This is a genomic window from Vibrio sp. B1ASS3 (genome assembly GCF_905175355.1).
Taxonomy (GTDB): Bacteria; Pseudomonadota; Gammaproteobacteria; order Enterobacterales; family Vibrionaceae; genus Vibrio; species Vibrio owensii.
Genome location: NZ_HG992742.1, coordinates 2,872,290 through 2,893,168, shown reverse-complemented (window position 1 = coordinate 2,893,168; position 20,879 = coordinate 2,872,290). Strand labels below are relative to the sequence as shown.

The window sequence follows — 20,879 nt, the reverse complement described above, 5'->3', positions numbered from 1 at the left end:
CTGTTTAGTTATTGAGGTGGTTTTTAATACTTACATATCAATTGATTGTGATTCATAGAATCAAATATATTTCATGTCACTCATATCGGATCACTATTATTTCATCAAAACCTTCAGATATATCTGCAGACTCGAGTCGGCGGTGCATATCTTGAAGTTTATCATCAGGGATGCGTCGGTCAGGGGTTCGTTGACAGTTCCTTTCTTGTATTACTATATAGGGGACTTCAAAGTAAACAGCACACATTTTGATGTCGGCTTGATACTTATATTTATAAACTAGGTTGAACCACCGGCTTCGGTCTGATCTAGTGAGGTTCGTTGCATCAATTACCACTGGGTGTCGATCTGGATAGTAGTGGGAACCTTTAGTCCAAGTTGTTTTTCCTGAACATGGCATTCCTACGCACAGATATACTCGTGTAGGTAATGGGCGTTTCAGTAGTGTTTCAAGTTCATTTTTTGCACTTATCCAAGCAGCTTCCCTCATTCTTTCATCATGAAAAGTGTATTTGCCATTTTTAAACAAATATTTGTCTGGTGAAATGACTTGCGCTGTTGAAAAATTGGCTAACTGACTGGGGTCTTTGGTTAACGACTGTGTCTGTAAATTTTGATAAGCAATGTTAACTGCTTGCTGTTGATGACTTTTGAGTTGTTTATTTTTGTCTTCTAGTAATTGTTTGAGTCCTTGAATTGACTTGAGAGCTTCTAGGTAGCCCGTTTGAGCTTTATCTCGTTGATCTTCTAAAGCTTGTTTTTCTTTAGTGATTAATGTTAGGTCAGAATCAGCCTGGAGTTTTTCAAAGTCATTTCTAAAATCGTTAATGTCCTTAGCGATCTGCTTATATCGTTTATTCAAACCATCGTTTTTAAGCTTATTTCCAGCCATGTATGACGTGGATACTGATGCCTTGTGGCAAATTTTTGTGATTGAACAATCGTTGATTTTGCCGCTAGCGATCGCTTGAGCTTTGAGTTGTTCAAAATTACTACGAAGATCTTCCAGTCTTTCGTCATGAGTACGTTTGTCTCGGGGCTTTCGTGTGTCTGTCATGATATCACTCAAAATATCCGGGTTCTCTTTCATCAGAGTACAGTTCTTTTAATATTGAGCCGTATGTTGATATGAAATTCTTGGCTTGGTCTCTTATTGCTATAGATTGATGACCAACTCCTTCTAAATAACGAATATAGTAATCAAAGCTTAGAAGTAGATCTCGGCTCCAGGTATCGCCAAACAGTGCATCACCACAAGCTTTTCCCACGCAGTTGGCTGGACATGGTGGTGTTCCAAGTGCATCAGTAATGAGCTTACTAAGCTTTAGACTTTGGCGTGTTTTGTGATTACCCGCAATAGCACAAGGAGCGTCACTGCTGTTGCTAGTATTTCTAACACAGACCACCGCCATCGGGGTTTTGAGTGCATATATCTGTTGGTCTTTTATTCTGGTGTGTAATAACTCCTTGATACGTTCCTTAAGCTGAACTCGCATATCCATTTCCGTAATCTGGTGATGGTGTATTGAAGTGGCAGTAGCTGAACCGGAGGAAGTAATCGGTTTTGGGTTAGATTGGGAAGTATCATCCGTGTCTTCAGAATTATCTTTTGCGATTTGTAATCGAATGTCTTCTGCACCAGCTAGCAGGCGATCTCCTGCTTTTCCTGCTACTTTCCCTCGGACGATTGCATCAGATAATTCTTCGGACATTTTGTTGATGCCTTCTGAAATCTGTCTGTTACGTTCCTTAATAATTACCGGATTGTTGGCTAGGTATGCATCAGGCATTAGCGCATTAGAGTGACCAAAAAGCTTTTTCAGTAGTAAAATAGCTGCAGCACTGTGAGTACCAATCCACCCAGCCAAGGTTGCCCGTACGCAGTGACAACTGGCCTCATCATTGTCATCCGAAAGTGTGAACAACTTAATATTGTAGTGAGAAGCAAAGTTCCGTATGAGGCGGTTAAAAGTACCACAGGCATCCATTTTATAACCGTCAGTTTCATTAATAAGGTTGTTATTGGATAAAGAAGAGGTACAAGTTATGAGATAGCGGCTTTCTTTCGCACGAGCAAAGCGCTTACATTGTTCAAGAAGTATCACCGCTTTATGAGTTTGATTTGGGACTGGTAGAATATAGCGCTTTAGATGCGTTTTCTTGATGTCAGTAATTAGGTAATGCAACAAGTCATGCCGTTTGGAGTTTTGACAACAACCTTTTTCCAAATTTCTCATATCAACGTTGCGAAGGCCTGTCGTCAGTAAAATTATCCAAGCTGCAGCCCCTTGAATAAGTTGCTCCAATCTTCTAAACCAATCTGATGTCAGACCACCTTTACTATCAAATTGAAGAGGAAGAATATTAGAAAGTTCGTCGCCAAATTTTATTTTTATGTGCCTCCTTGTTTTCCAAGTTAGATCATTTTTATTTTGGGTACTATGTTTCTGAATTATTTCGATTTCATCAAAGACACCACAGAGAAGATCAAAATATTCTTCAATAAATGGAGAAGCATTTTTAACCAACTGGCTTACAACCGCTAAATCCAAGGGAGGGTATGATTTTACGGATGTATCCAAGCCATGTGTTTGTCTTAGCTTTTTTACCCATGTCTGCACGCTAATATTCTGCGTATTCCATGGCAATATTAGCCCAGAAGTTAAAAAATAGGCATTGCTGTATGCCTCTGAATAAATGTGTTTTATCCGATTTAAGAACTCGAATGGACCATGACTAAGTGCATTTTCTTTTGCAAGATGATTTAGAGCTGTGAGCAAAATATCATTGCTAGTTAATTGCAGTAGAGTATTAAATGGTTGGTTACGTTTGCTGATTAATATATTTTTCGAACGAAAAAGATCACGAAATGTCGTAACAAATCCTGCTACTGAGTTTTTTACCGTTGAAATTGCTAAGTTTGCAAAGCTCAATTGGTGATAACAAACCAGCTTACAAACAAGCATTAGTGGCAAGTCTGTTTCATCGGGAAACCAGTCATTCCACCGAAAGTTGTACAGTGATCCACCATGGGGCTCCCAAGTATCATCATGGAAAGTTGATGTGGCTGATATTTTGCTCATATCAATATTTTCGTATTCTTTCTCAAGAGCATGTAATACTGACCACTGTTGGTAACCATATTCTGTTAGAGATTGTTTATTAGGTTGATTTATTTCAATGATTTGCATGAACTTACACCACTTTGCAGAATAGGAGGTAATAATGGGATATTGTCTTTTAGCGCTAGGTTTGCTGTGGCATAGGCATGTTCAACCAACTCTTTCCCTTTCGGGTGACGAATTTTGAATTGATTAACTGTATCTAAGGCAGTATGAAGCCTATCATCTAGTGTTGCTTTAAAAATATCAGGATCAGATTTACGTTGCTGTTCGTATTGAAATATACGGTAGCAAATCGCAGGCAAATGTTCTGCGTAGACCTCACTGCGTTTACATCCAAGGCATAAGTCATATGTCTTACATTGATCTGCAACGGCTAGATTGTGTGACGGTTTACTGGGGTCTGAACAGTCGCACAAAAACACTTGAGTGGCGCCAGCCTCGCGCTCGTTATCAAGCTTTATCTGTCCCTGAAAAGTCATCATTTTTTCGAGCATGTCAGTAGTAAGTGCAACAATTGCACTATCCATCGTAAGATTACTTAGTCCACTTTTCATTATGTAACTGAAAAATGTTGTATCAAATTGTTCGTGGTTGAGGGCCGTTTTCAATCGGCTGACTAGTTCATCGGCATTTTTGACATCTTTCAGCAGCTTAAGCAATTCGTGTCCTACAAATGTTTTTCTAAAGCGCTGTGTTTGTAGTGAAGATAACTTTTCCCCAGTATTGTTAAATATTGGATAGTGGGAACAAAAGGATACGCATAACCTATGCGCATATGATTCACCGATCGTGAAAATAAACTTGCGTTCAGGAGATCGAGTTTTATCAAGAAATTTTAGATAACTATATATTGGACTGGTAACACTTACTGGGATGCTGATAGGTTTAGCTGCTCGTTTTCTGGCTTGTCCCTTTATTTTCCTTCCAACCAATACAATTGATTGATCTCTAGGTGCCGTGTCTTCAGTGATTCCCATCTGGATATCAAAATTTTTATACCAAGGCTTTCCATTTACCATCCATTCCAAGCTTAAAGCTGCTTCTAGGTTAACTCCCGTCGTTATCATAAAATAAATAAGGATAGCAAACTCATGATGATATGATTGCAATGTTAGCCATTTGTAATTCGGGGTAATTCCTTTAGCTACAGTAGATGTAGGCCAGCATTGAGATAACAAAAAGGACATATATTTTTCATATGGATCTAGGTGCTTCCAGATTTTAGTCTTACTCACAGAATTTAATTTTTTTTGGAATAAGGATGGAATGGCATAGCTACCTATTCTTATGTCATTGTTATTGTGCTTAAACAACAATGTGAGGTTTGCCATCAAAGCCCTATGTCCATCCTCTCCACTATTAAATAAACGAGTCAATGTAGGATTAAGACTCTTAATTTCATGGAGTTGTAGATAGTCCTGACCGAGCACCTCCGGACTGACATTTTCAAGCAATTCAAATTGTTCTCTTGAGCGTTCGATTTCATAGAACACGTAGGAAAGAATTTGTATTAACTCGACGTCACTGTAGTCAGCTGGCCTAACTAGTTCGTCAAAGTTGATGTCTCTTAATGGAGCGGGTTGGACAATCTCATCTTTTCTTATTCGTATCGACTTAAGATTAATAAAAGGAATACCTTCAAAAAGCGTTTTCATATGGCCCAGATAACTAGCTGCTTTTTTGGAAGGAAAGGTATCGCACCATCGACTGAAGTGATTAATATTTAACTCGGTGAAGGATGCAGGAGGGGATGGTTGAGAGGAGAGGTATACAAAGAAACTCTTTATTACTGATTGAAATTTTTTAATTGACCCTTTGGCCAGATTAGATACTAAGATTTTCTTAGTTAGTAGTTGCGCAAATTTTTTAGCAATTTCTTCACCTACAAGTTCTTTTCCTGATTCCACAATCCAAAATTTGCCTTGAGCCACTCGTCTAGAGTATTGCCCTGCATAAAAAAAGCTCTTTTTTGAATGTTTGTCGCTATTCACTTCATCTTTAGATTTTGGGTGTTCAAAAAATAGACGATAACTATTTGTTGGCGAATCAACGTAATGTTTGTAAGGAGATAAGTTATACCGTTCAACTACAGGAAGAGATATCACCTTATTGGATGACTTTGCAATGTTGGTAATCTTCTTATTAGCCTTCTTTTTTGCCATGGTTTATCCACCCAATCCAATTTAGTGATGCAATATGTAAATTCCATATAGAGTATTGTAGTAGACATTAGAAAAAAGTGATGTGATCAGGATTTTTTCGTATATTGACCGATATCGTGGGCCAAACAGAGCGAATCAATCAAACTGTCTGAGGGCAGTAAGTCTCGGAACTCCGGCTGCTTCTTTTTCAGTTGAGCCACAATGCCCGTGCCCAATTGCGCCGCTTCAAGAGAGTGGGTCAAACGGGTACGGTGGAAATCTTCTAAGCTGTTGCCGTGGACTTGAGTCTTCGCTTGTAGGCGACGAAATGCCGCAGAATGCAGTATACGAGCGCGATCTCGCTGATAAGGACTACGATGATCGTCACGGCGGATTTTATGTTCATCATCATGGCGTTCTTGCCACAAGGCATCTAATTCAAACGACACTTTTCTCTCCATCAACTAACTGATTTCATCCAGCGATAATTCAAAACTTGGGGCAAAGGTATGAAGGAAGTATTCCATTTCTGGTGTTTTGCGTTCTTGCAGCGTGATGTCGAGGCGCTTTTTAGCCAAGGCAAACTCGTGGTTACCTGCGCTCAGTTCTTCGAGACATTTTAAGTACGCGCAGATGGAGTCGGCTTGCTTAACGATCAAGGCATCTTCTTCATGTGCAGAGTGTGAAAGCAGATACGGTGCAAAATCGTCTTGGAATTCTTCTGGCAGCATGGATAGTAGCTTTTGCTCGGCTGCGGCTTCTATCTTTTTATATTCTTTAGAAATTTCTGGGTTGTAATACTTAACTGGGGTTGGAAGGTCACCCGTTAATACTTCACTGGAGTCATGGTACATCGCAAGAATAGCAATGCGTTCGGGATTCAGTGTACCGCCAAACTTTTTGTTTTTGATTAGGGCAAGGGCATGAGCAACAAACGCGACTTGCAGGCTGTGTTCAGAAACGTTTTCTGGTGATACTGAGCGCATTAAAGGCCAGCGTTGGATTAGCTTCATTCGTGCCAAGTGGGCGAAAAAATGGCTTTCTTTCATTGCTGTCTCCAATTTTGATTCTGATACAAAAAAAGGAGCTCACTAGGAGCTCCTCTAAGCATATGAGAGATCAGCAGTAATTACTACTGGCTATACGTTGATAGGAAACGCTCAAAGCGGCCAATCGCGGTTTCGAGATCTTCTACGTGCGGCAGGGTAACGATACGGAAGTGATCCGGTTTCGGCCAGTTAAAGCCTGAACCCTGCACGAGCAGCACTTTTTCTTGCTTCAAGAAATCGAGCACCATCTGCTGGTCATTCTTAATGTTGTACATCTTGGTGTCGATTTTCGGGAACAAGTACATAGCGCCTTTCGGCTTCACACAAGAAACCCCAGGGATCTGATTAATAAGCTCGTAAGCACGGTTACGTTGTTCAAGCAAACGACCACCCGGCAAGATCAGCTCATTAATACTTTGGTAGCCACCCAATGCGGTTTGAATCGCGTGTTGCATCGGTACGTTGGCACATAAACGCATAGACGAAAGCAGCTCAAGACCGTTGATGTAACCTTGCGCCAGATGTTTAGGGCCGGTTAGGAACATCCAGCCGCCACGGAAGCCACAAACACGGTATGCTTTTGACAGACCGTTGAAAGTCATCACTAGCACATCTTCTGTTAGTGTCGCGACTGAGGTGTGTGTTGCTCCGTCGTAAAGCACTTTGTCGTAGATCTCGTCAGCGAAGATGATCAGGTTGTGTTGGCGGGCAATCTCGATAACTTCTAGTAGAAAATCACGACTGTATACAGCACCCGTTGGGTTGTTCGGGTTGATCAGAACAATACCACGCGTTTTTGGGGTGATTTTCTTTTTGATGTCTTCTAGATCAGGATACCAGTCTGCGCCTTCATCACAGATGTAATGCACAGGTTTACCACCAGACAGAGCAACAGATGCGGTCCACAGTGGGTAGTCTGGTGCCGGGATCAGCATTTCATCGCCGTTGTTTAGTAGTGCTTGCATTGCCATCACGATTAGCTCTGAAACGCCGTTACCTACGTATACATCTTCAACATCGAGTGAGCGGATGCCTTTACGTTGGTAATGTTGTACAACGGCTTTACGCGCAGAGTAGATGCCTTTGGAATCACAGTAGCCTTGAGAAGTTGGTAGATTGCGGATTACATCTACTAAAATCTCATCAGGGGCGTCAAAACCAAATGGGGCGGGGTTACCAATGTTTAGCTTTAGGATTTTATGCCCTTCTTCCTCCATGCGCTTAGCATGTTTGAGTACAGGACCCCTAATGTCGTAGCAGACATTGTCGAGTTTTGACGACATCCCGATATTTTGCATTGTATAATTCCTAAAAAATCGTTAATTTCTTTATTAAAGTACAATAATTTGTTTTTTATTAGAATAAAAATCTGTAAATTATCCGTTTAGTGGCTAACTTTTGTTCTGTTGGTATCACAGGATTTTGCAAAAGATCGCATACGACCTTGATTTGCTTTGGGTCTAAACTTAGAGTAGCCGTCAGTTATCCCTTATCCTCATAGACTTCGAGGTTGATTTGTCACAGTTCCATCAAGCCGTAAAGAGAATTATCGAGCGAGTTCAGCAAACGGAAGGCAATCAAACACGTTTAGTCGAGCCACTCAGCGAGAAACCCAATTTCGCGTTTATTGACTGGCTTGAAGCACAACCACTTTTTCCCAAGTTTTACTGGCAGTCCCGTGATACTCGTGAAGAAGTTGTTGCCCTAGGTCAGCTCCATTCATTTGTTGAGCCAGGACCTGCCTATACGATCCTTGGCGAAGGCCAACGAGTATGGGGTGGGCGTTCATTCGATGGTCAGCACGAGAAAAACCGCCGCTGCATGCCGTCTTTCTTCTTTCTACCGCAAATCGAGTTGATTCGCTTCGATCAGCAATGGTCGCTTGCAGTGAATATCTCAGAAGATAAAACCCGTACATTAGCAGGCTTGAAAAAGCTGGTTTGTGATGTGCCTATGCTTGCGCCAATTTCTTCTCATATTCGTTCTATTGATCATGCGCCAACAGAGCCTCAATGGAATGATTTGGTAGAGAAAGTACTGACAGGTATTGAGAACGACGATTTTAAAAAAGTCGTTTTAGCTCGCAAATCAACCGTTCGCTTAGATTCGACACTTTCTGCTGCGCAACTCCTGAAAGCGAGTTACCTCAATAACCACCATAGTTTCCATTTCCTACTGAGCTTAGACAGCAAGCACAGCTTCATGGGTTCTACCCCCGAGCGTCTGTATTCGCGTGTTGGGCATGAACTCCACACTGAAGCATTGGCAGGCACGATTGGTCGTGGTGACAATGCAACGCAAGATATGGAGCTAGCGAACTGGTTATCTCAAGATTCAAAGAACCTGAACGAAAACCAGTATGTGGTGGATGACATTGTTGATCGCTTGTCGCCACATTCAGAGAGCGTTGAAGTAGAAAAAGAGCCTCGACTTGTTCGTCTGAGAAAAGTTCAACATCTTAAGCGTAATATTCGTGCGGATCTGAAAGCAGGCATCAACGGTGTTCAATTGCTTTCAGCTTTACAGCCAACCGCCGCGGTAGCCGGTTTACCGCGTAAAGAGTCGATGCAATTTATTTTGGATAATGAGCCGTTTGCACGCGGCTGGTATGCAGGCTCGATGGGTTACATTAGCCATGAGCGTGCAGAGTTTTGTGTCGCAATCAGAAGTGCTTTGATCTTGGGCGATCAAGTCCAACTGTTTGCTGGCGCGGGTATTGTTCCTGGCTCCATTGCAGAACATGAATGGGCCGAGTTAGATAAAAAAATGTCGACGTTACTATCTCTTATTTCAGACCACCCACCGCTTGGGGTTGCATCATGAAGGCAGATCAAGCTGTATTGAATCGCATCTGGTCTGAAACCATCCTGACAGAATTGAACCGCTTTGGTGTGAACCACGTTTGTATCGCACCCGGTTCCCGCTCTACACCTTTAACGGTAGAGGCGGCAGATAACCCAAATTTTACTATCCACACGCACTTTGATGAGCGTGGTTTAGGCTTTATGGCTCTTGGACTTGCAAAGGCAAGTAAACAGCCAGTTGCGTTGATCGTGACCTCTGGTACCGCTGTCGCTAACCTTTTACCTGCTATTGCTGAAGCAAAACTAACGGGTGAAAAGCTGGTGGTGCTAACGGCAGACCGTCCAGTTGAGCTGGTGGGTTGCGGTGCAAACCAAGCTATTAATCAATTGGGTATTTTTTCAGGACATGTCTCTGACAGTCTTAACCTGCCGAGTCCTACGCTATCAACCCCGCTGAATTGGTTGCTTACTTCTGTTGATGAAGTGATGTTTACTCAGCGCCTAAGAGGTAGCGCGGTTCACATTAACTGTGCGTTCCCAGAGCCTTTGTACTCCAATACAGAAAAGAGCACCTATCAGGACTACCTTGATACCGTTGCCGGTTGGCGAGATAGCAAGGTGACGTATTGCCAGCGCTTTAACCCGAAAACCAGCAGTGCCATTCCAAGCTGTGGGGATAACAAAGGTGTGGTGGTCATTGGTAGTTTGCCACTGGTTCAGGCGCAAGCCGCACAAGCGTTTGCAGAGCAAATGGGCTGGCCAGTGCTTGCTGATCCGCAAAGTGGTGTCAGTTCGGATTGGGCGCATTTTGATTTATGGTTGCAGAATCCGAAATTGGCAAGCCAACTGGATGGCTGTGACTTAATCGTGCAGTTCGGTAGTCGAATCATTTCTAAACGTTTTAATCACTGGTTAGAAAAACACGTAGCGCGCAATCAGCAAGGTGGTGACATTCAATATTGGTATGTATCGCCTCGATTAGAGCGAGATAACCAAAGTCACTTACCACAATGGCACTGGGCAGAGCAGCCAAGCTCATGGGTTGAACGTACGACGGAGTTTTCATCAGAACACGCTGGTTGGGCAAATGAGCTTGCCGCGGACATCAAACAAGTCACGCAACATGCGAAAGGCTTGTTTGCTTCAGACCCTAAAAGTGAGCTGAGTGAGATTGCGTTGGCGATTGATGTGGCTGAGCGTGCTCAGGGTGTGGATCTGTTTGTTGGCAATAGTCTGTTTGTCCGATTGATCGACATGTTTGGCAAGCTTGATAACACAGAGGTTTTCACTAACCGTGGTGCGTCTGGCATTGATGGCCTGTTTGCAACGGCAAGCGGGGTACAACGTGCGCGCCAGAACCCGATGTTAATGTTTATTGGCGACACTTCTGCCTTATATGGGTTGAACTCGCTAGCACTGTTTACGCACAGCAAGTTGCCTTCGGTGTTGGTGATTACTAACAACGATGGTGGTGCGATTTTTGACTTGCTTCCAGTACCGCAAGAGCATCGTGAGTCGTTCTATCAAATGCCTCATGGCTATGAATTTGAACATGCAGCGAAACAGTTTGGTTTACAGTATCGCAAACCGAACACGCTTGCTGAGTATCAATCTATAGTCTCTGAGCATTTTGCTAGCGGCGAAGGGGCGTTAGTGGTTGAAGTTCAAACGCCATCGAACCAAGCGGTAGAGCAGCTAAAATCCTTCAACAAGAATTTGCATGCTCTATTCTAAACGCTTCCCAGCAACGGAAAAGCACCAAAGTAGTACTTTGCCTACTCTGGTGTTTTTGCATGGCTTGCTTGGTAGCGGTGAAGATTGGCAAGCGTGTATCAACGCGTTACCCGAGTATGAACGTGTTACGGTTGACCTCCCTGGTCATGGGCACAGCCAATCTATTGCTTGCAGCGATCTGAATGATTGCTGCAAATTACTCAATTCCGCACTATCTTTATTATTTCCTTCGCAACAACCGCTTATCCTGACTGGTTACTCAATGGGTGGACGCATTGCTATGCATGGCCTTGCTCACCAATGTTTTCCAGATCTCAATATTTGTGGAAGCATTGTGGAAGGAGGAAACTTCGGGCTTCAAAGTGAGTCAGATAGACAGGCTCGATTCGAAAACGATTCGCGCTGGGCAAAGCGTTTCAAAACTGAGCCTCTTGCCTGTGTTTTGAACGATTGGTACCAACAGTTGGTCTTTTCTTCACTAAACCATGAGCAAAGACAAACATTGATTGCGAAACGAAGTGCTAATCTTGGTTCCGCGGTAGCGGATATGCTGATTGCAACGTCATTAGCGAAGCAATCTTATTTGCTCCCAGCTCTGCAACAGCAAGCGGTTCCACTGCATTATATCTGCGGTGAAAAAGACAAAAAATTTAGCCAACTGGCTGAGACAAGCGGGTTGGCGTATCGACAAATCGAAGGTGCTGGGCATAACGTCCACCAAGAGCAACCACAGCGATTTGCGAGGCAAGTTAATCAAATAATTCATTCTCACTTTGAGTGAGAGCAACGAGAACAATGGGAATCACCATGGCTAAAACAGTAGGCATTTCTGAAGAAGAACTTTACGCTCCGGTTCAATGGAAAGATTGCAGCGAGAAATACGAGGACATTCATTACCACAAGTCTGTAGATGGTATCGCGAAAATCACTATTGCACGTCCTCAAGTGCGTAACGCGTTTCGTCCTCAAACGGTAAAAGAGATGATTGATGCGTTGGCAGATGCACGCTACGACTCTGGTGTTGGCGTGATCATTCTGACAGGTCTAGGTGAAGACGCATTCTGTTCTGGCGGTGACCAGAAGATCCGTGGCGACTACGGCGGCTACAAAGACGACCAAGGTACACACCACCTAAACGTATTGGACTTCCAACGTGATATTCGCACTTGTCCAAAACCAGTGATCGCATCGGTAGCAGGTTGGGCTGTGGGCGGTGGTCACGTACTGCACATGATGTGTGACCTAACGATTGCGGCTGACAACGCTCAATTTGGTCAAACAGGCCCTAAAGTGGGTTCATTTGACGGCGGTTGGGGCGCATCTTACATGGCTCGTATCGTAGGCCAAAAGAAAGCTCGCGAAATCTGGTTCCTATGTCGTTTCTACAATGCTCAAGAAGCAGTAGACATGGGCTTGGTAAACACGGTTGTACCACTAGCGGATCTAGAGAAAGAAACCGTTCGTTGGTGTCGTGAAGTACTACAGCACAGCCCAATGGCACTGCGTTGCTTGAAAGCTGCGTTGAACGCGGACTGTGATGGCCAAGCGGGTCTGCAAGAACTTGCGGGTAACGCGACTATGATGTTCTACATGACAGATGAAGGCCAAGAAGGTCGTAACGCATTCAACGAGAAACGTCGTCCAGACTTCGACAAGTTCCCTCGTAACCCATAATCCGTATAAGAAGAGGAGCCTTTGTGCTCCTCTGTTTCGTTTTTCGTCCTGAGCGTCTCGCCCTCTGGGAGACTAGCGAGTTCTCTCGTTAAAAAGCTCAGAATATACGGCATTAAATAGGATTCGAATTATGCGTAAAGCGAAGATTTACCGTTACTGTCTACCAATGGACAGTGGCGTAATACTACGTGATAACAAGCTGACGGAACGTAAAGGTTATATCCTTGAATTAACGGACGGTGACAAGGTTGGTCGCGGTGAAGTTGCTCCTTTGGTTGGTTTCAGCCTAGAAGGCACTGAAGAAGCGGGCATTCAGCTGCAAGCGCAAGCAGAGCGCTGGGTGGCAAACTTGCCTTTAGATTACAACCACATGTATCCATCGGTTGCATTTGGTCTGTCTATGGCTCAGCTGGAACTTGAAGGCGGTTTACCTGCGCAAGGTAAGTACCAAGTCGCCCCTCTGTGTAACGGTGATCCAGACGATCTGATTCCGAAACTGAACGAAATGGAAGGCGAAAAAGTCGCGAAAGTAAAAGTGGGTTTGTACGAACCTATTCGTGACGGCATGCTAGTGAACTTGTTCCTTGAGTCGATTCCACAGCTGACGCTTCGTCTTGATGCTAACCGTGCTTGGACGCCAGAAAAAGCCCAGCAGTTTGCTAAGTACATAGCACCATCACTGCGCCAGCGCATTACTTTCTTGGAAGAGCCATGCCGCTCTCCGGGTGATAGCCTGTCTTTTGCAATCAATACGGGTATTGCAATCGCGTGGGATGAAACACTGCAAGATGCGGTTCGCCGTGAAGACTTCAGCTTAGAAGATCTTACAGGTGTGAAAACCATCATTATCAAGCCAACGCTGATCGGCTCAGTTGATTTCTGTATTAAGCTGATTGAAAAGGCGAAGACATTAGGTATTAAAGCCGTAATCAGTTCAAGCATTGAATCAAGCCTTGGCCTGAACCAACTTGCTCGCTTGGCACAATGGCAACTACCTAATGAGATCCCAGGTTTGGATACGATTGGTTTGTTCAAAGCGCAGCTAGAGCAAAGTTGGCCTAAATGTGAACTTCCAGTTCTTCCGCTATCTGAGCAGGAGTTAGTGTGGCATTCAGCATAGATACTGTTGCGATTGCACCATGGAAATATTGGGCTCAAGTGAGCCCTTTTTCTATTGCGCTTGAGACAACCAAAGAGCAAGTTAACTGGCAACAATTGACTGCTCGTGTCGACTTGTACGCTCGCTACCTTCAACAAGAGGGTGTGGCGAGTGGAGACGTGGTGACGCTAGTCGGTAAGAACCAAGTTGAAACCCTGTGGTTTTATCTTGCTGCTCAGCAGATAGGTGCAATCACTGCGTTGACCATGCCGCAGCCTTTTGAGGCTCTCTCAGGCAAGTTAACGACGCTATATAAGCCAACTCAACAACGTTTTGTGTGGTTTGCTGATGGTGTTGCCAGTGGCTACTCGGAACAGCAGTTATCGCAACTAGGTATCATCCAGCTTTCGACTCTGGATAGCGAATCGCAATGTGACGTTGGCAGTTCAAACGAAGGCTACGCACATGATGCTTTAGCGTCTATTGTGTTTACCTCTGGATCGACAGGCACCCCTAAAGCCGTGGTGCATACTCATCGTCAGCACCTGGCTTCTGCTCAAGGTCTGTTAAGCGAATTCCAATTCAACCATCAAGATACTTGGCTGCTTTCCTTGCCGCTTTACCACGTATCAGGCTTGGCGATTGTCTATCGCTGGCTATTTGCTGGTGCAACACTCAAAGTGGGGGGCGGAAATCTTGCTGATGACATTCTTGGTGCCTCTCACGCTTCTTTAGTCGCGACCCAGCTTAAGCGTTTACTGGATGATGAAGTCAAACTGTCTCTCACGCATGTCTTACTGGGCGGTAGTCATGTAGCGCACGAACTCGCACTGCGAGCGACACAGAAGGGTATTGAAACTTGGCTAGGCTATGGCATGACAGAAGCGGCCTCTACCGTAACTGCGAAGCAAATTGATAGCATCAGTAATGCGGGGCATCTATTGCAAAATCGCGATATTAAGCTGGTTGAGGAGCGTATTTATATCGGCGGGCAAACTCTAGCAGCAGGCTATTTCAAGCAAGGGGCTGTGACTTCACTCTTGAATGAAGATGGTTGGTTCGATAGTAAGGATCTCGGAGAGTGGCAAGGCGATGAACTCAAGATCATTGGTCGAGCAGATAACCAATTTATCTCTGGCGGTGAGAATGTTCACTGTGAAGAAATTGAAGCGGTACTGAACCAAATCGAGAGTATTTCGCAAAGTATCGTTGTTCCAATAGAAGATGTTGAATTTGGACATCGGCCAGTGGCGGTGATTCAAGCAGAGTCGTTACTGGACAAAGCTCAATACGAGCAACATCTGCAAACTAAGCTAGAAAAATTCAAATGGCCAGTAGCGTATTACGCAATGCCTCAAGCCCTGTTGGGTGGGGGAATAAAAATCTCGCGCAAAGCGGTGAAAGACTGGTTAAAAAATGAAGTGCAAAACGGTGACTAAGCGTTATTGCACTTCAGGGGGATGTGGTGATGGTGAGTCACCACAATTCTTTAGTTAGCGAGCGCGAGTTTCATCTGCTCAGCTACCTTATCTACTTTTCCTAGACCGATAATCACTTGTAAGCCGCCTTTACCAATCATTACTACGCCAGCAGCACCCAATTGTTTAAGCTTAGCTTCGTCAGCTAGGGATGAGTCTTTTACGGTTAAACGAAGTCGAGTAATACAGTTGTCCACTTCTAGGATGTTGTCTGCACCGCCAATTGCGGCGATGTAATCTTTTGCTAGCTCGCCAATATTCTCAGTGACTTCTTTTTCCATGTCCTCACCACGACCCGGCGTACGCAAGTTGAACTTGATGATCGCAAAGCGGAATACGCTGTAGTAAATCGCAAAGAAGACTAAACCTTGTGGGATCAGCATGTACCATTTGGTTGCTAGTGGGTTTTGGCTTGATAGCACGAAGTCAACGAAACCAGCTGAGAAACCAAAGCCCGCCATCCACTGCATGCTTGCCGCAATGTACATTGAGATACCAGTCAGCACAGCGTGAATCAGGTACAGCACTGGCGCTAGGAACATAAAACTGAACTCTAGAGGCTCTGTGATACCAGTGAAGAAGGACGCCATTGCCGCAGCCAACATGATTGAGAACACTTTGGCTTTGTTTTGCTTGTCAGCGCAGTGATAAATCGCAAGCGCAGCGCCCGGCAGACCAAACATCATGATTGGGAAGAAACCTGCTTGGTACATACCCGTTTGGCCGACTACAGCTGTGCCATTAGCAATAGACTGCGCGCCGCCTAAGAAGTTTGGAATGTCGTTGATGCCAACCACATCAAACCAGAAGACAGGGTAAAGCGCGTGGTGCATGCCGATAGTTAGCATTAGACGGTTAAAGAAGCCAAATAAACCCGCGCCAACCGCACCCATGGATTCAAGTTTGGTTCCGAAAACAATCAATGCATCGTAAATCACAGGCCATACGTAAAGCAGAACAAAAGCCAGCGCCATACCTGCGATAGAAGTGAGAATAGGTACTAGGCGTTTGCCGCTAAAGAACGCCAGTGCTTTTGGTAGTTCGACACCTGAGTAACGGTTGTAGATTTCAGCGGAGATAATACCCACCAAGATACCGATGAACTGGTTGTTGATTTTGTTGAATGCCGCGGGCACTTCATCCGCAGCGACATCCATCAGCTGTGTGACGGCACCCGGCGCCAGTAGCGTCGTCAGTACCATAAAGCAGATAAACCCAGAGAGAGCTGCTGAGCCATTTTTATCTTTGCTTAATCCAAATGCGACACCAACGGCGAATAGTACCGCCATGTTGTCGATGATTGCACCGCCTGATTTAATGAGAAATGCCGCTAAAACACTTTCAGAACCCCAGCCGACCGGGTCTATCCAGTAGCCAATCCCCATCAAGATTGCCGCAGCGGGTAAGGTCGCTACGGGTACCATTAATGCCTTACCGACTTTTTGCATGTAGCCGAGTATATTCATATTTGCCCCTATAATTTTAATACCACCTAAAACATGATCTATGTTTGAAAGTGGCGTTTTTATTAAGTTTCTAAGCGCTATTTGAAACTTAATTATCGACGCAAACAAACGAATTCACTACTATCATAAATTAATATTTTTAATGCATGGTCGATCATGGCAAATCAACAGTTACTGCTTAGAAATCTGCATACATTTAATGTGGCGGCAAAAACACTGAGCTTCACTTTGACAGCAAAAGAGCTGTTTTTGACTCAAGGAGCCGTAAGTCATCGGATTAAAACGTTAGAGAAAGAATTAGGCTTTAGCTTGTTTGCCCGTGGCACGCGTAAGTTGGAGTTGACGGAAGAGGGACACCGTTTTCATGCAACGTTGTCACAATCGCTTAATGCTATTTTCAGTGAAATCGAAGAGATCACCACTTCAGATTTACAGGGAGAAATCACGCTCGCGACTTCACCTGGCTTTGCTACTGGTTGGCTAGTGCCAAAGCTTGCGGACTTTCATGCGAAATATCCGGGTTTTAACGTGAGGTTACTGGTGTCCGATGAGCCAAAAGATCTGCATTTACATGATATTGATGTTGCCATTTACTATGGTGTGGATGATATGAAAGATACCCATCGCATCCGTCTGTTTGGCGAGAAGTACATCCCTATTTGTACACCTGAGTATGCTAAACGACTTAAGTTATTTGAAGATGGGTTGGAGAGTCTGACGCGGATTAACTTTATTCACTCTATCGGTTCGGATGTTTGGGAGCGTTGGAGTAGAGAACACAAGGTTGATATCGATATTTATCGTCATCATTACACCGTTAGCCAACTCGGATTTGAATTGGTTGCGGCAAAATCCTCCGTCGGTGTTGCTATGGGACGATACCAGTTCGTGAAGGAAGACATAGAGAGTGGGAAGCTGGTTGCACCGTATCCAACAATGTCGACGCCGCAGTGCTATGACATGTTGTGTATTGAAGGTGCCCAAAATCGTCCTAAAGTCCGAACCTTTATGCGCTGGTTAGAAAGTCAGTTGAGATAAAGTTAATGAAGGGTGGTTTGCGGTAACATAGTCAATTTTGCTATGTGTTAGTCAGAAAGGGAATTTCGCATCCTTATAACTCTGAATCATAATCATGCTCAAAGATGAAGGAATAAAGCATAAGGTTCAGGATGATCAAGTTAGTGTTAGCGGCAGCGGTGTTGCTACAAATTGGTGTGGCGATGAGTACGGAGGGTTTAACGCGCTCATTGGCTGAGTTAACTGCTTTTCTGGTCGCGATCGCATTAGTGTTGGTACACAAAAGCCAAAGCACACGAAAAGTCGAGCCAACCCAGCCTCAGAAAATCAATCAAGGTTTAGCTGAGAAGTAACCAGCCTAAAGACGTAGTAGAAATTAGTACCCACAATGTGACACCAAACAACAATGGTTTAGCGCCTGCCGACTTCAGCTTCGATACTGAAATGCTGCAACCAATCAAGAACAGACACACCACAAGCGCTTGCTTAGCAATAGCAAAAATGCCTTGATATACCACTTCAAATTGCGGGAAGAAGTCGCTGAATGCAATCGCAGCGCAGTACCAGAAAATGAAGTAAGGAATCACTAACTTACTCTTGCCTTCCTCTCCATTACCGCGAGAAAAAATCACAGCACTCACTAGTGCGACAGGAATGATCCACAATGCGCGAGCAAGCTTCAATGTTGTTGCGGTAGTCAATGCTTCTTCACCGTAAGCAGATGCAGCACCCACAACGGAAGAGGTATCGTGAATTGCAATCGCAGCCCACGTTCCGAACGTATGCTGATCCAAGCCAATAGCGTGACCAATTACAGGGAAGATGAACAGCGCAAGTGAGTTCAGAACGAAAACCGTTGCAAGTGCAAGACCGATTTGTTCGTCTTTGGCTTTGATCGCTGGAGCGACCGCAGCAATCGCGCTACCACCACAAATGGCGGTACCAGAAGCAATCAAATACGCCGTTGTGCGTTCGAGTTTTATTGCTTTGGCGATCATCATGCCGATCACAAGCGTGCCAAGGATGGTCGCGATGATCAGACCGATGCCATCAGAAGTGACCGCAAGAGCTTGGTCAAAGTGAATCCCGAAGCCCAAACCAATAATGGAATAAGAAAGCAGCTTCTTGGTAAATGAAGCAATAGGAAGCTCTGTCGGTACTAGGCTAAAACTCGCCAAAAGAAAACCGATCACAAGCGCGATAGGAGAGGACACAAAAGGGGTTAAACAAAACAGCAGTGCCAATCCAAAGGGGATATTCTTTGTATTCAAGGGTGTCGTTCGTTGTTATGAGTTAAAGCGTGGAGTATACAGTAACGCTTTTGGTCAGAAAGTCTTAATGAATTGAACATGCGTTCAGTAAAACTAAACGTATGTTCAACATTCTCAAATTAACTGGTTTGAGTTTAGCGCCACTCGCCGCGCAGTGCTTTCACTTTTTCAAACATCACTTGTGACGTTGCTTGCTTTGGATCGACAGGCGTTCCTGCTTCAATTTCTAGTTTAGACCAGAAGCGAGTTGGTAATCCTTTACAAGCACGACCTTTTGCTCGGCTGAAATAGCTGCCCCACAAGCCTTTTAGGGCGATTGGAATCACTGGAACAGGGCTGCGACGAAGTATGATGTCGATACCACGCATAAACTCGTTCATTTCACCATCTGACGTTAAACGCCCTTCCGGGAAGATGCACACGATATGGCCTTCACTCAGTGCTTTTTCAACATCATTAAATGCACGACGAATAGACGTTCGATTACTTGCTGAAATAGGGATTACTCCAGCTCGACGAAGGAAACGGCGCAAAGGAGGGAGGTTTGCGTAGTCTTCTTCCATCACAAATCGAATCAGGCGAGGACAGACCGCACTTAACAGTAGTGAGTCCATATAGCTGACATGGTTGCAGACGATCAACGCACCACCGTGTTCTGGAAGGTGATGTAGGTTCTTATGTTTGACACGGTAAATGGTGTGAGTGACCACCCACATCGCAAAGCGCACCACAAAGATAGGGATCTGCAGGAAGATGTATGCGGCAACCAAGAAATTCAGGATAGCCAAAAGAGCGAACAGTTGAGGAATGCTCATCTCAAGCACACTCAAACAAACAATGCCTAATACAGCGCTGCCTACCATGAACAGAGAGTTAAAGATGTTCAAGCCAGCAATCACTTGTGCACGTTCCGTTTCTTTCGCTCTGTGTTGCATTAAGGCGTAAAGGGGAACGATAAACAAACCACCCGAAATACCAATCATCAATAGATAGAAGAACAGTGGCCAGAAAGCGTCATAGCTGACGAATTCTGCGAATGTATGGAATCGAGGTAAGTCCGTTGGAATCGATGTCGCCATCAAGAAGCCGAAAATGGTTATCCCTAAAGCGCCAATCGGTACGATACCCACTTCAATGCGATGATTGGACAGCCAGTTACATGCCATTGAGCCAACCGCAATCCCCACAGAGAAGAGCGCTAATAGGAAGGAAACTGCGCTTTCGGTGCCATTCAAATACACCTTAGTGAAGTTCGGGAACTGAGTCAGGTATGCTGCACCCAAGAACCAGAACCAACTGATTGCCATGATGCATTGGAAAACGATGCGGTCAGACTTGGCAATAGAGAGTGTGTGTTTGGTTTGCTTGTAAGGCTGCCATTTGAATTGAATGTCCGGTGCGCTTGCTGATGCAAATGGAATAAAACGACTCGACAAGTAACCAAGAACAGCAAAGATAACGACGCAGAAGGCAGCAAGATATTTCGCATTGTCGGCCGAAGCAATAAGCCCCGCGCCAAGCGTACCGACCAGAATTGCAATAAAAGTACCGGCTTCGACCAATGCGTTGCCAGGAACCAACTCTTTTTCATTGAGTTGTTGAGGAAGTAGAGCGTATTTGACGGGACCAAAGAATGCGGATTGCGTTCCCATCAAGAAAAGCAGCAAGAGCAACACGCCGTAGCTTTCGGTGATAAAGCCAATCGCTCCTAAAAGCATGATGCCGATTTCGAAAAGCTTTACCTTACGAATAAACCAAGACTTCTCGTATTTATCAGCTAATACGCCCGCAGACGCCGAGAACAAGAAGAAAGGCAGAATAAATAAACCAGCAGCCAAGTTAATAAACAGGTTGCTAGATATCGGTAATGCGCTGGACCCAGCAAAGGCCACAAACAGCAGCAGTACGTTTTTGAATATGTTGTCGTTGAAAGCTCCGAAAAACTGGGTGACAAAATAGGGGAGGAACTTTCGCTGCCTAAGCAAAGACGACTGGCTGTCTGATGACATGAATAATCCTTT

At 44.5% G+C, this 20,879-nt stretch carries 16 protein-coding genes and 1 pseudogene; 8 read left to right on the top strand and 9 right to left on the bottom strand.

What is annotated here, in order from left to right; all coding sequences use genetic code 11:
* Window positions 1-76 precede the first annotated feature (76 nt).
* The 6 genes and pseudogenes from KJB05_RS13060 to KJB05_RS13035 all read right to left on the bottom strand — a co-directional run bounded on the left by KJB05_RS13060 (window position 77) and on the right by KJB05_RS13035 (window position 7,613).
* The gene (locus tag KJB05_RS13060; RefSeq protein ID WP_208445888.1) at window positions 77-1,090 is read right to left on the bottom strand and encodes an AAA family ATPase; all 1,014 of its coding nucleotides are present in this window, start codon (window positions 1,088-1,090) and stop codon (window positions 77-79) included.
* Window positions 1,062-3,191 carry a site-specific integrase gene (locus tag KJB05_RS13055; protein ID WP_208445887.1) on the bottom strand — a complete coding sequence of 710 codons (2,130 nt, stop codon included), beginning with the start codon at window positions 3,189-3,191 and terminating at the stop codon, window positions 1,062-1,064. Before KJB05_RS13055 ends, KJB05_RS13060 begins: the two co-directional genes overlap by 29 nt.
* Entirely contained in the window at window positions 3,173-5,287 is a 2,115-nt protein-coding gene (locus tag KJB05_RS13050) for a hypothetical protein (protein WP_208445886.1), read from the bottom strand. Before KJB05_RS13050 ends, KJB05_RS13055 begins: the two co-directional genes overlap by 19 nt.
* Before the next feature lie 107 nt (window positions 5,288-5,394).
* Window positions 5,395-5,727, bottom strand: a pseudogene (locus tag KJB05_RS13045) (dGTPase); the annotation flags it as partial.
* 3 nt (window positions 5,728-5,730) lie between these two features.
* Window positions 5,731-6,315 (bottom strand): 5'-deoxynucleotidase, encoded by a 585-nt coding sequence (gene yfbR, locus KJB05_RS13040; protein ID WP_009707166.1) that lies wholly within the window; start codon window positions 6,313-6,315, stop codon window positions 5,731-5,733.
* Window positions 6,316-6,398: 83 nt separating this feature from the next.
* Window positions 6,399-7,613, bottom strand: coding sequence for a pyridoxal phosphate-dependent aminotransferase (locus KJB05_RS13035; protein WP_005437583.1), 1,215 nt, complete (start codon window positions 7,611-7,613; stop codon window positions 6,399-6,401).
* Window positions 7,614-7,830: 217 nt separating this feature from the next.
* On the opposite strand from KJB05_RS13035, the gene KJB05_RS13030 reads away from it, so the two are divergent.
* The 6 genes from KJB05_RS13030 to menE all read left to right on the top strand — a co-directional run bounded on the left by KJB05_RS13030 (window position 7,831) and on the right by menE (window position 15,065).
* Window positions 7,831-9,138, top strand: a complete 1,308-nt coding sequence (locus KJB05_RS13030; RefSeq protein ID WP_208445885.1) for an isochorismate synthase — start codon at window positions 7,831-7,833, stop codon at window positions 9,136-9,138.
* Window positions 9,135-10,853 carry a 2-succinyl-5-enolpyruvyl-6-hydroxy-3-cyclohexene-1-carboxylic-acid synthase gene (gene menD, locus KJB05_RS13025; RefSeq protein WP_208445884.1) on the top strand — a complete coding sequence of 573 codons (1,719 nt, stop codon included), beginning with the start codon at window positions 9,135-9,137 and terminating at the stop codon, window positions 10,851-10,853. Before KJB05_RS13030 ends, menD begins: the two co-directional genes overlap by 4 nt.
* Window positions 10,840-11,634 carry a 2-succinyl-6-hydroxy-2,4-cyclohexadiene-1-carboxylate synthase gene (menH, locus tag KJB05_RS13020; RefSeq protein ID WP_208445883.1) on the top strand — a complete coding sequence of 265 codons (795 nt, stop codon included), beginning with the start codon at window positions 10,840-10,842 and terminating at the stop codon, window positions 11,632-11,634. Before menD ends, menH begins: the two co-directional genes overlap by 14 nt.
* Before the next feature lie 26 nt (window positions 11,635-11,660).
* A complete protein-coding gene (menB, locus tag KJB05_RS13015) occupies window positions 11,661-12,527 on the top strand; it encodes a 1,4-dihydroxy-2-naphthoyl-CoA synthase (protein ID WP_009707163.1) in 867 nt (288 codons plus the stop codon).
* A gap of 130 nt (window positions 12,528-12,657) precedes the next feature.
* The gene (gene menC / locus KJB05_RS13010; RefSeq protein ID WP_038893307.1) at window positions 12,658-13,647 is read left to right on the top strand and encodes an o-succinylbenzoate synthase; all 990 of its coding nucleotides are present in this window, start codon (window positions 12,658-12,660) and stop codon (window positions 13,645-13,647) included.
* A complete protein-coding gene (menE, locus tag KJB05_RS13005) occupies window positions 13,632-15,065 on the top strand; it encodes an o-succinylbenzoate--CoA ligase (RefSeq protein ID WP_208445882.1) in 1,434 nt (477 codons plus the stop codon). Before menC ends, menE begins: the two co-directional genes overlap by 16 nt.
* A gap of 50 nt (window positions 15,066-15,115) precedes the next feature.
* Here menE and nagE read toward each other — a convergent pair whose 3' ends face one another.
* Window positions 15,116-16,570, bottom strand: coding sequence for an N-acetylglucosamine-specific PTS transporter subunit IIBC (gene nagE, locus KJB05_RS13000; RefSeq protein ID WP_208445881.1), 1,455 nt, complete (start codon window positions 16,568-16,570; stop codon window positions 15,116-15,118).
* 156 nt (window positions 16,571-16,726) lie between these two features.
* On the opposite strand from nagE, the gene KJB05_RS12995 reads away from it, so the two are divergent.
* Window positions 16,727-17,608 (top strand): LysR substrate-binding domain-containing protein, encoded by an 882-nt coding sequence (locus tag KJB05_RS12995; protein WP_005437566.1) that lies wholly within the window; start codon window positions 16,727-16,729, stop codon window positions 17,606-17,608.
* A gap of 131 nt (window positions 17,609-17,739) precedes the next feature.
* Entirely contained in the window at window positions 17,740-17,940 is a 201-nt protein-coding gene (locus tag KJB05_RS12990) for a hypothetical protein (protein ID WP_180825662.1), read from the top strand.
* Here the strand turns inward: KJB05_RS12990 and KJB05_RS12985 are convergent.
* A complete protein-coding gene (locus KJB05_RS12985; protein WP_038893312.1) occupies window positions 17,926-18,831 on the bottom strand; it encodes a putative sulfate exporter family transporter in 906 nt (301 codons plus the stop codon). The genes KJB05_RS12990 and KJB05_RS12985 overlap by 15 nt on opposite strands.
* A gap of 161 nt (window positions 18,832-18,992) precedes the next feature.
* Window positions 18,993-20,867: an MFS transporter gene (locus tag KJB05_RS12980; RefSeq protein WP_208445880.1), complete on the bottom strand. Its 1,875-nt coding sequence runs from the start codon at window positions 20,865-20,867 to the stop codon at window positions 18,993-18,995.
* Between the last annotated feature and the right edge of the window lie 12 nt (window positions 20,868-20,879).

What these genes read in the sequence shown, in the direction of transcription:
- menB (WP_009707163.1), top strand. Translation starts at nt 11,661, where the DNA reads ATGGCTAAAACAGTAGGCATTTCTGAAGAAGAACTTTACGCTCCGGTT.
- KJB05_RS12995 (WP_005437566.1), top strand. Translation starts at nt 16,727, where the DNA reads ATGGCAAATCAACAGTTACTGCTTAGAAATCTGCATACATTTAATGTG.
- menH (WP_208445883.1), top strand. Translation starts at nt 10,840, where the DNA reads ATGCTCTATTCTAAACGCTTCCCAGCAACGGAAAAGCACCAAAGTAGT.
- KJB05_RS13050 (WP_208445886.1), bottom strand. Translation starts at nt 5,287, where the DNA reads ATGGCAAAAAAGAAGGCTAATAAGAAGATTACCAACATTGCAAAGTCA.
- yfbR (WP_009707166.1), bottom strand. Translation starts at nt 6,315, where the DNA reads ATGAAAGAAAGCCATTTTTTCGCCCACTTGGCACGAATGAAGCTAATC.
- menC (WP_038893307.1), top strand. Translation starts at nt 12,658, where the DNA reads ATGCGTAAAGCGAAGATTTACCGTTACTGTCTACCAATGGACAGTGGC.
- KJB05_RS13060 (WP_208445888.1), bottom strand. Translation starts at nt 1,090, where the DNA reads ATGAAAGAGAACCCGGATATTTTGAGTGATATCATGACAGACACACGA.
- KJB05_RS13035 (WP_005437583.1), bottom strand. Translation starts at nt 7,613, where the DNA reads ATGCAAAATATCGGGATGTCGTCAAAACTCGACAATGTCTGCTACGAC.
- menD (WP_208445884.1), top strand. Translation starts at nt 9,135, where the DNA reads ATGAAGGCAGATCAAGCTGTATTGAATCGCATCTGGTCTGAAACCATC.
- nagE (WP_208445881.1), bottom strand. Translation starts at nt 16,570, where the DNA reads ATGAATATACTCGGCTACATGCAAAAAGTCGGTAAGGCATTAATGGTA.
- KJB05_RS12990 (WP_180825662.1), top strand. Translation starts at nt 17,740, where the DNA reads ATGATCAAGTTAGTGTTAGCGGCAGCGGTGTTGCTACAAATTGGTGTG.
- KJB05_RS13055 (WP_208445887.1), bottom strand. Translation starts at nt 3,191, where the DNA reads ATGCAAATCATTGAAATAAATCAACCTAATAAACAATCTCTAACAGAA.
- KJB05_RS12980 (WP_208445880.1), bottom strand. Translation starts at nt 20,867, where the DNA reads ATGTCATCAGACAGCCAGTCGTCTTTGCTTAGGCAGCGAAAGTTCCTC.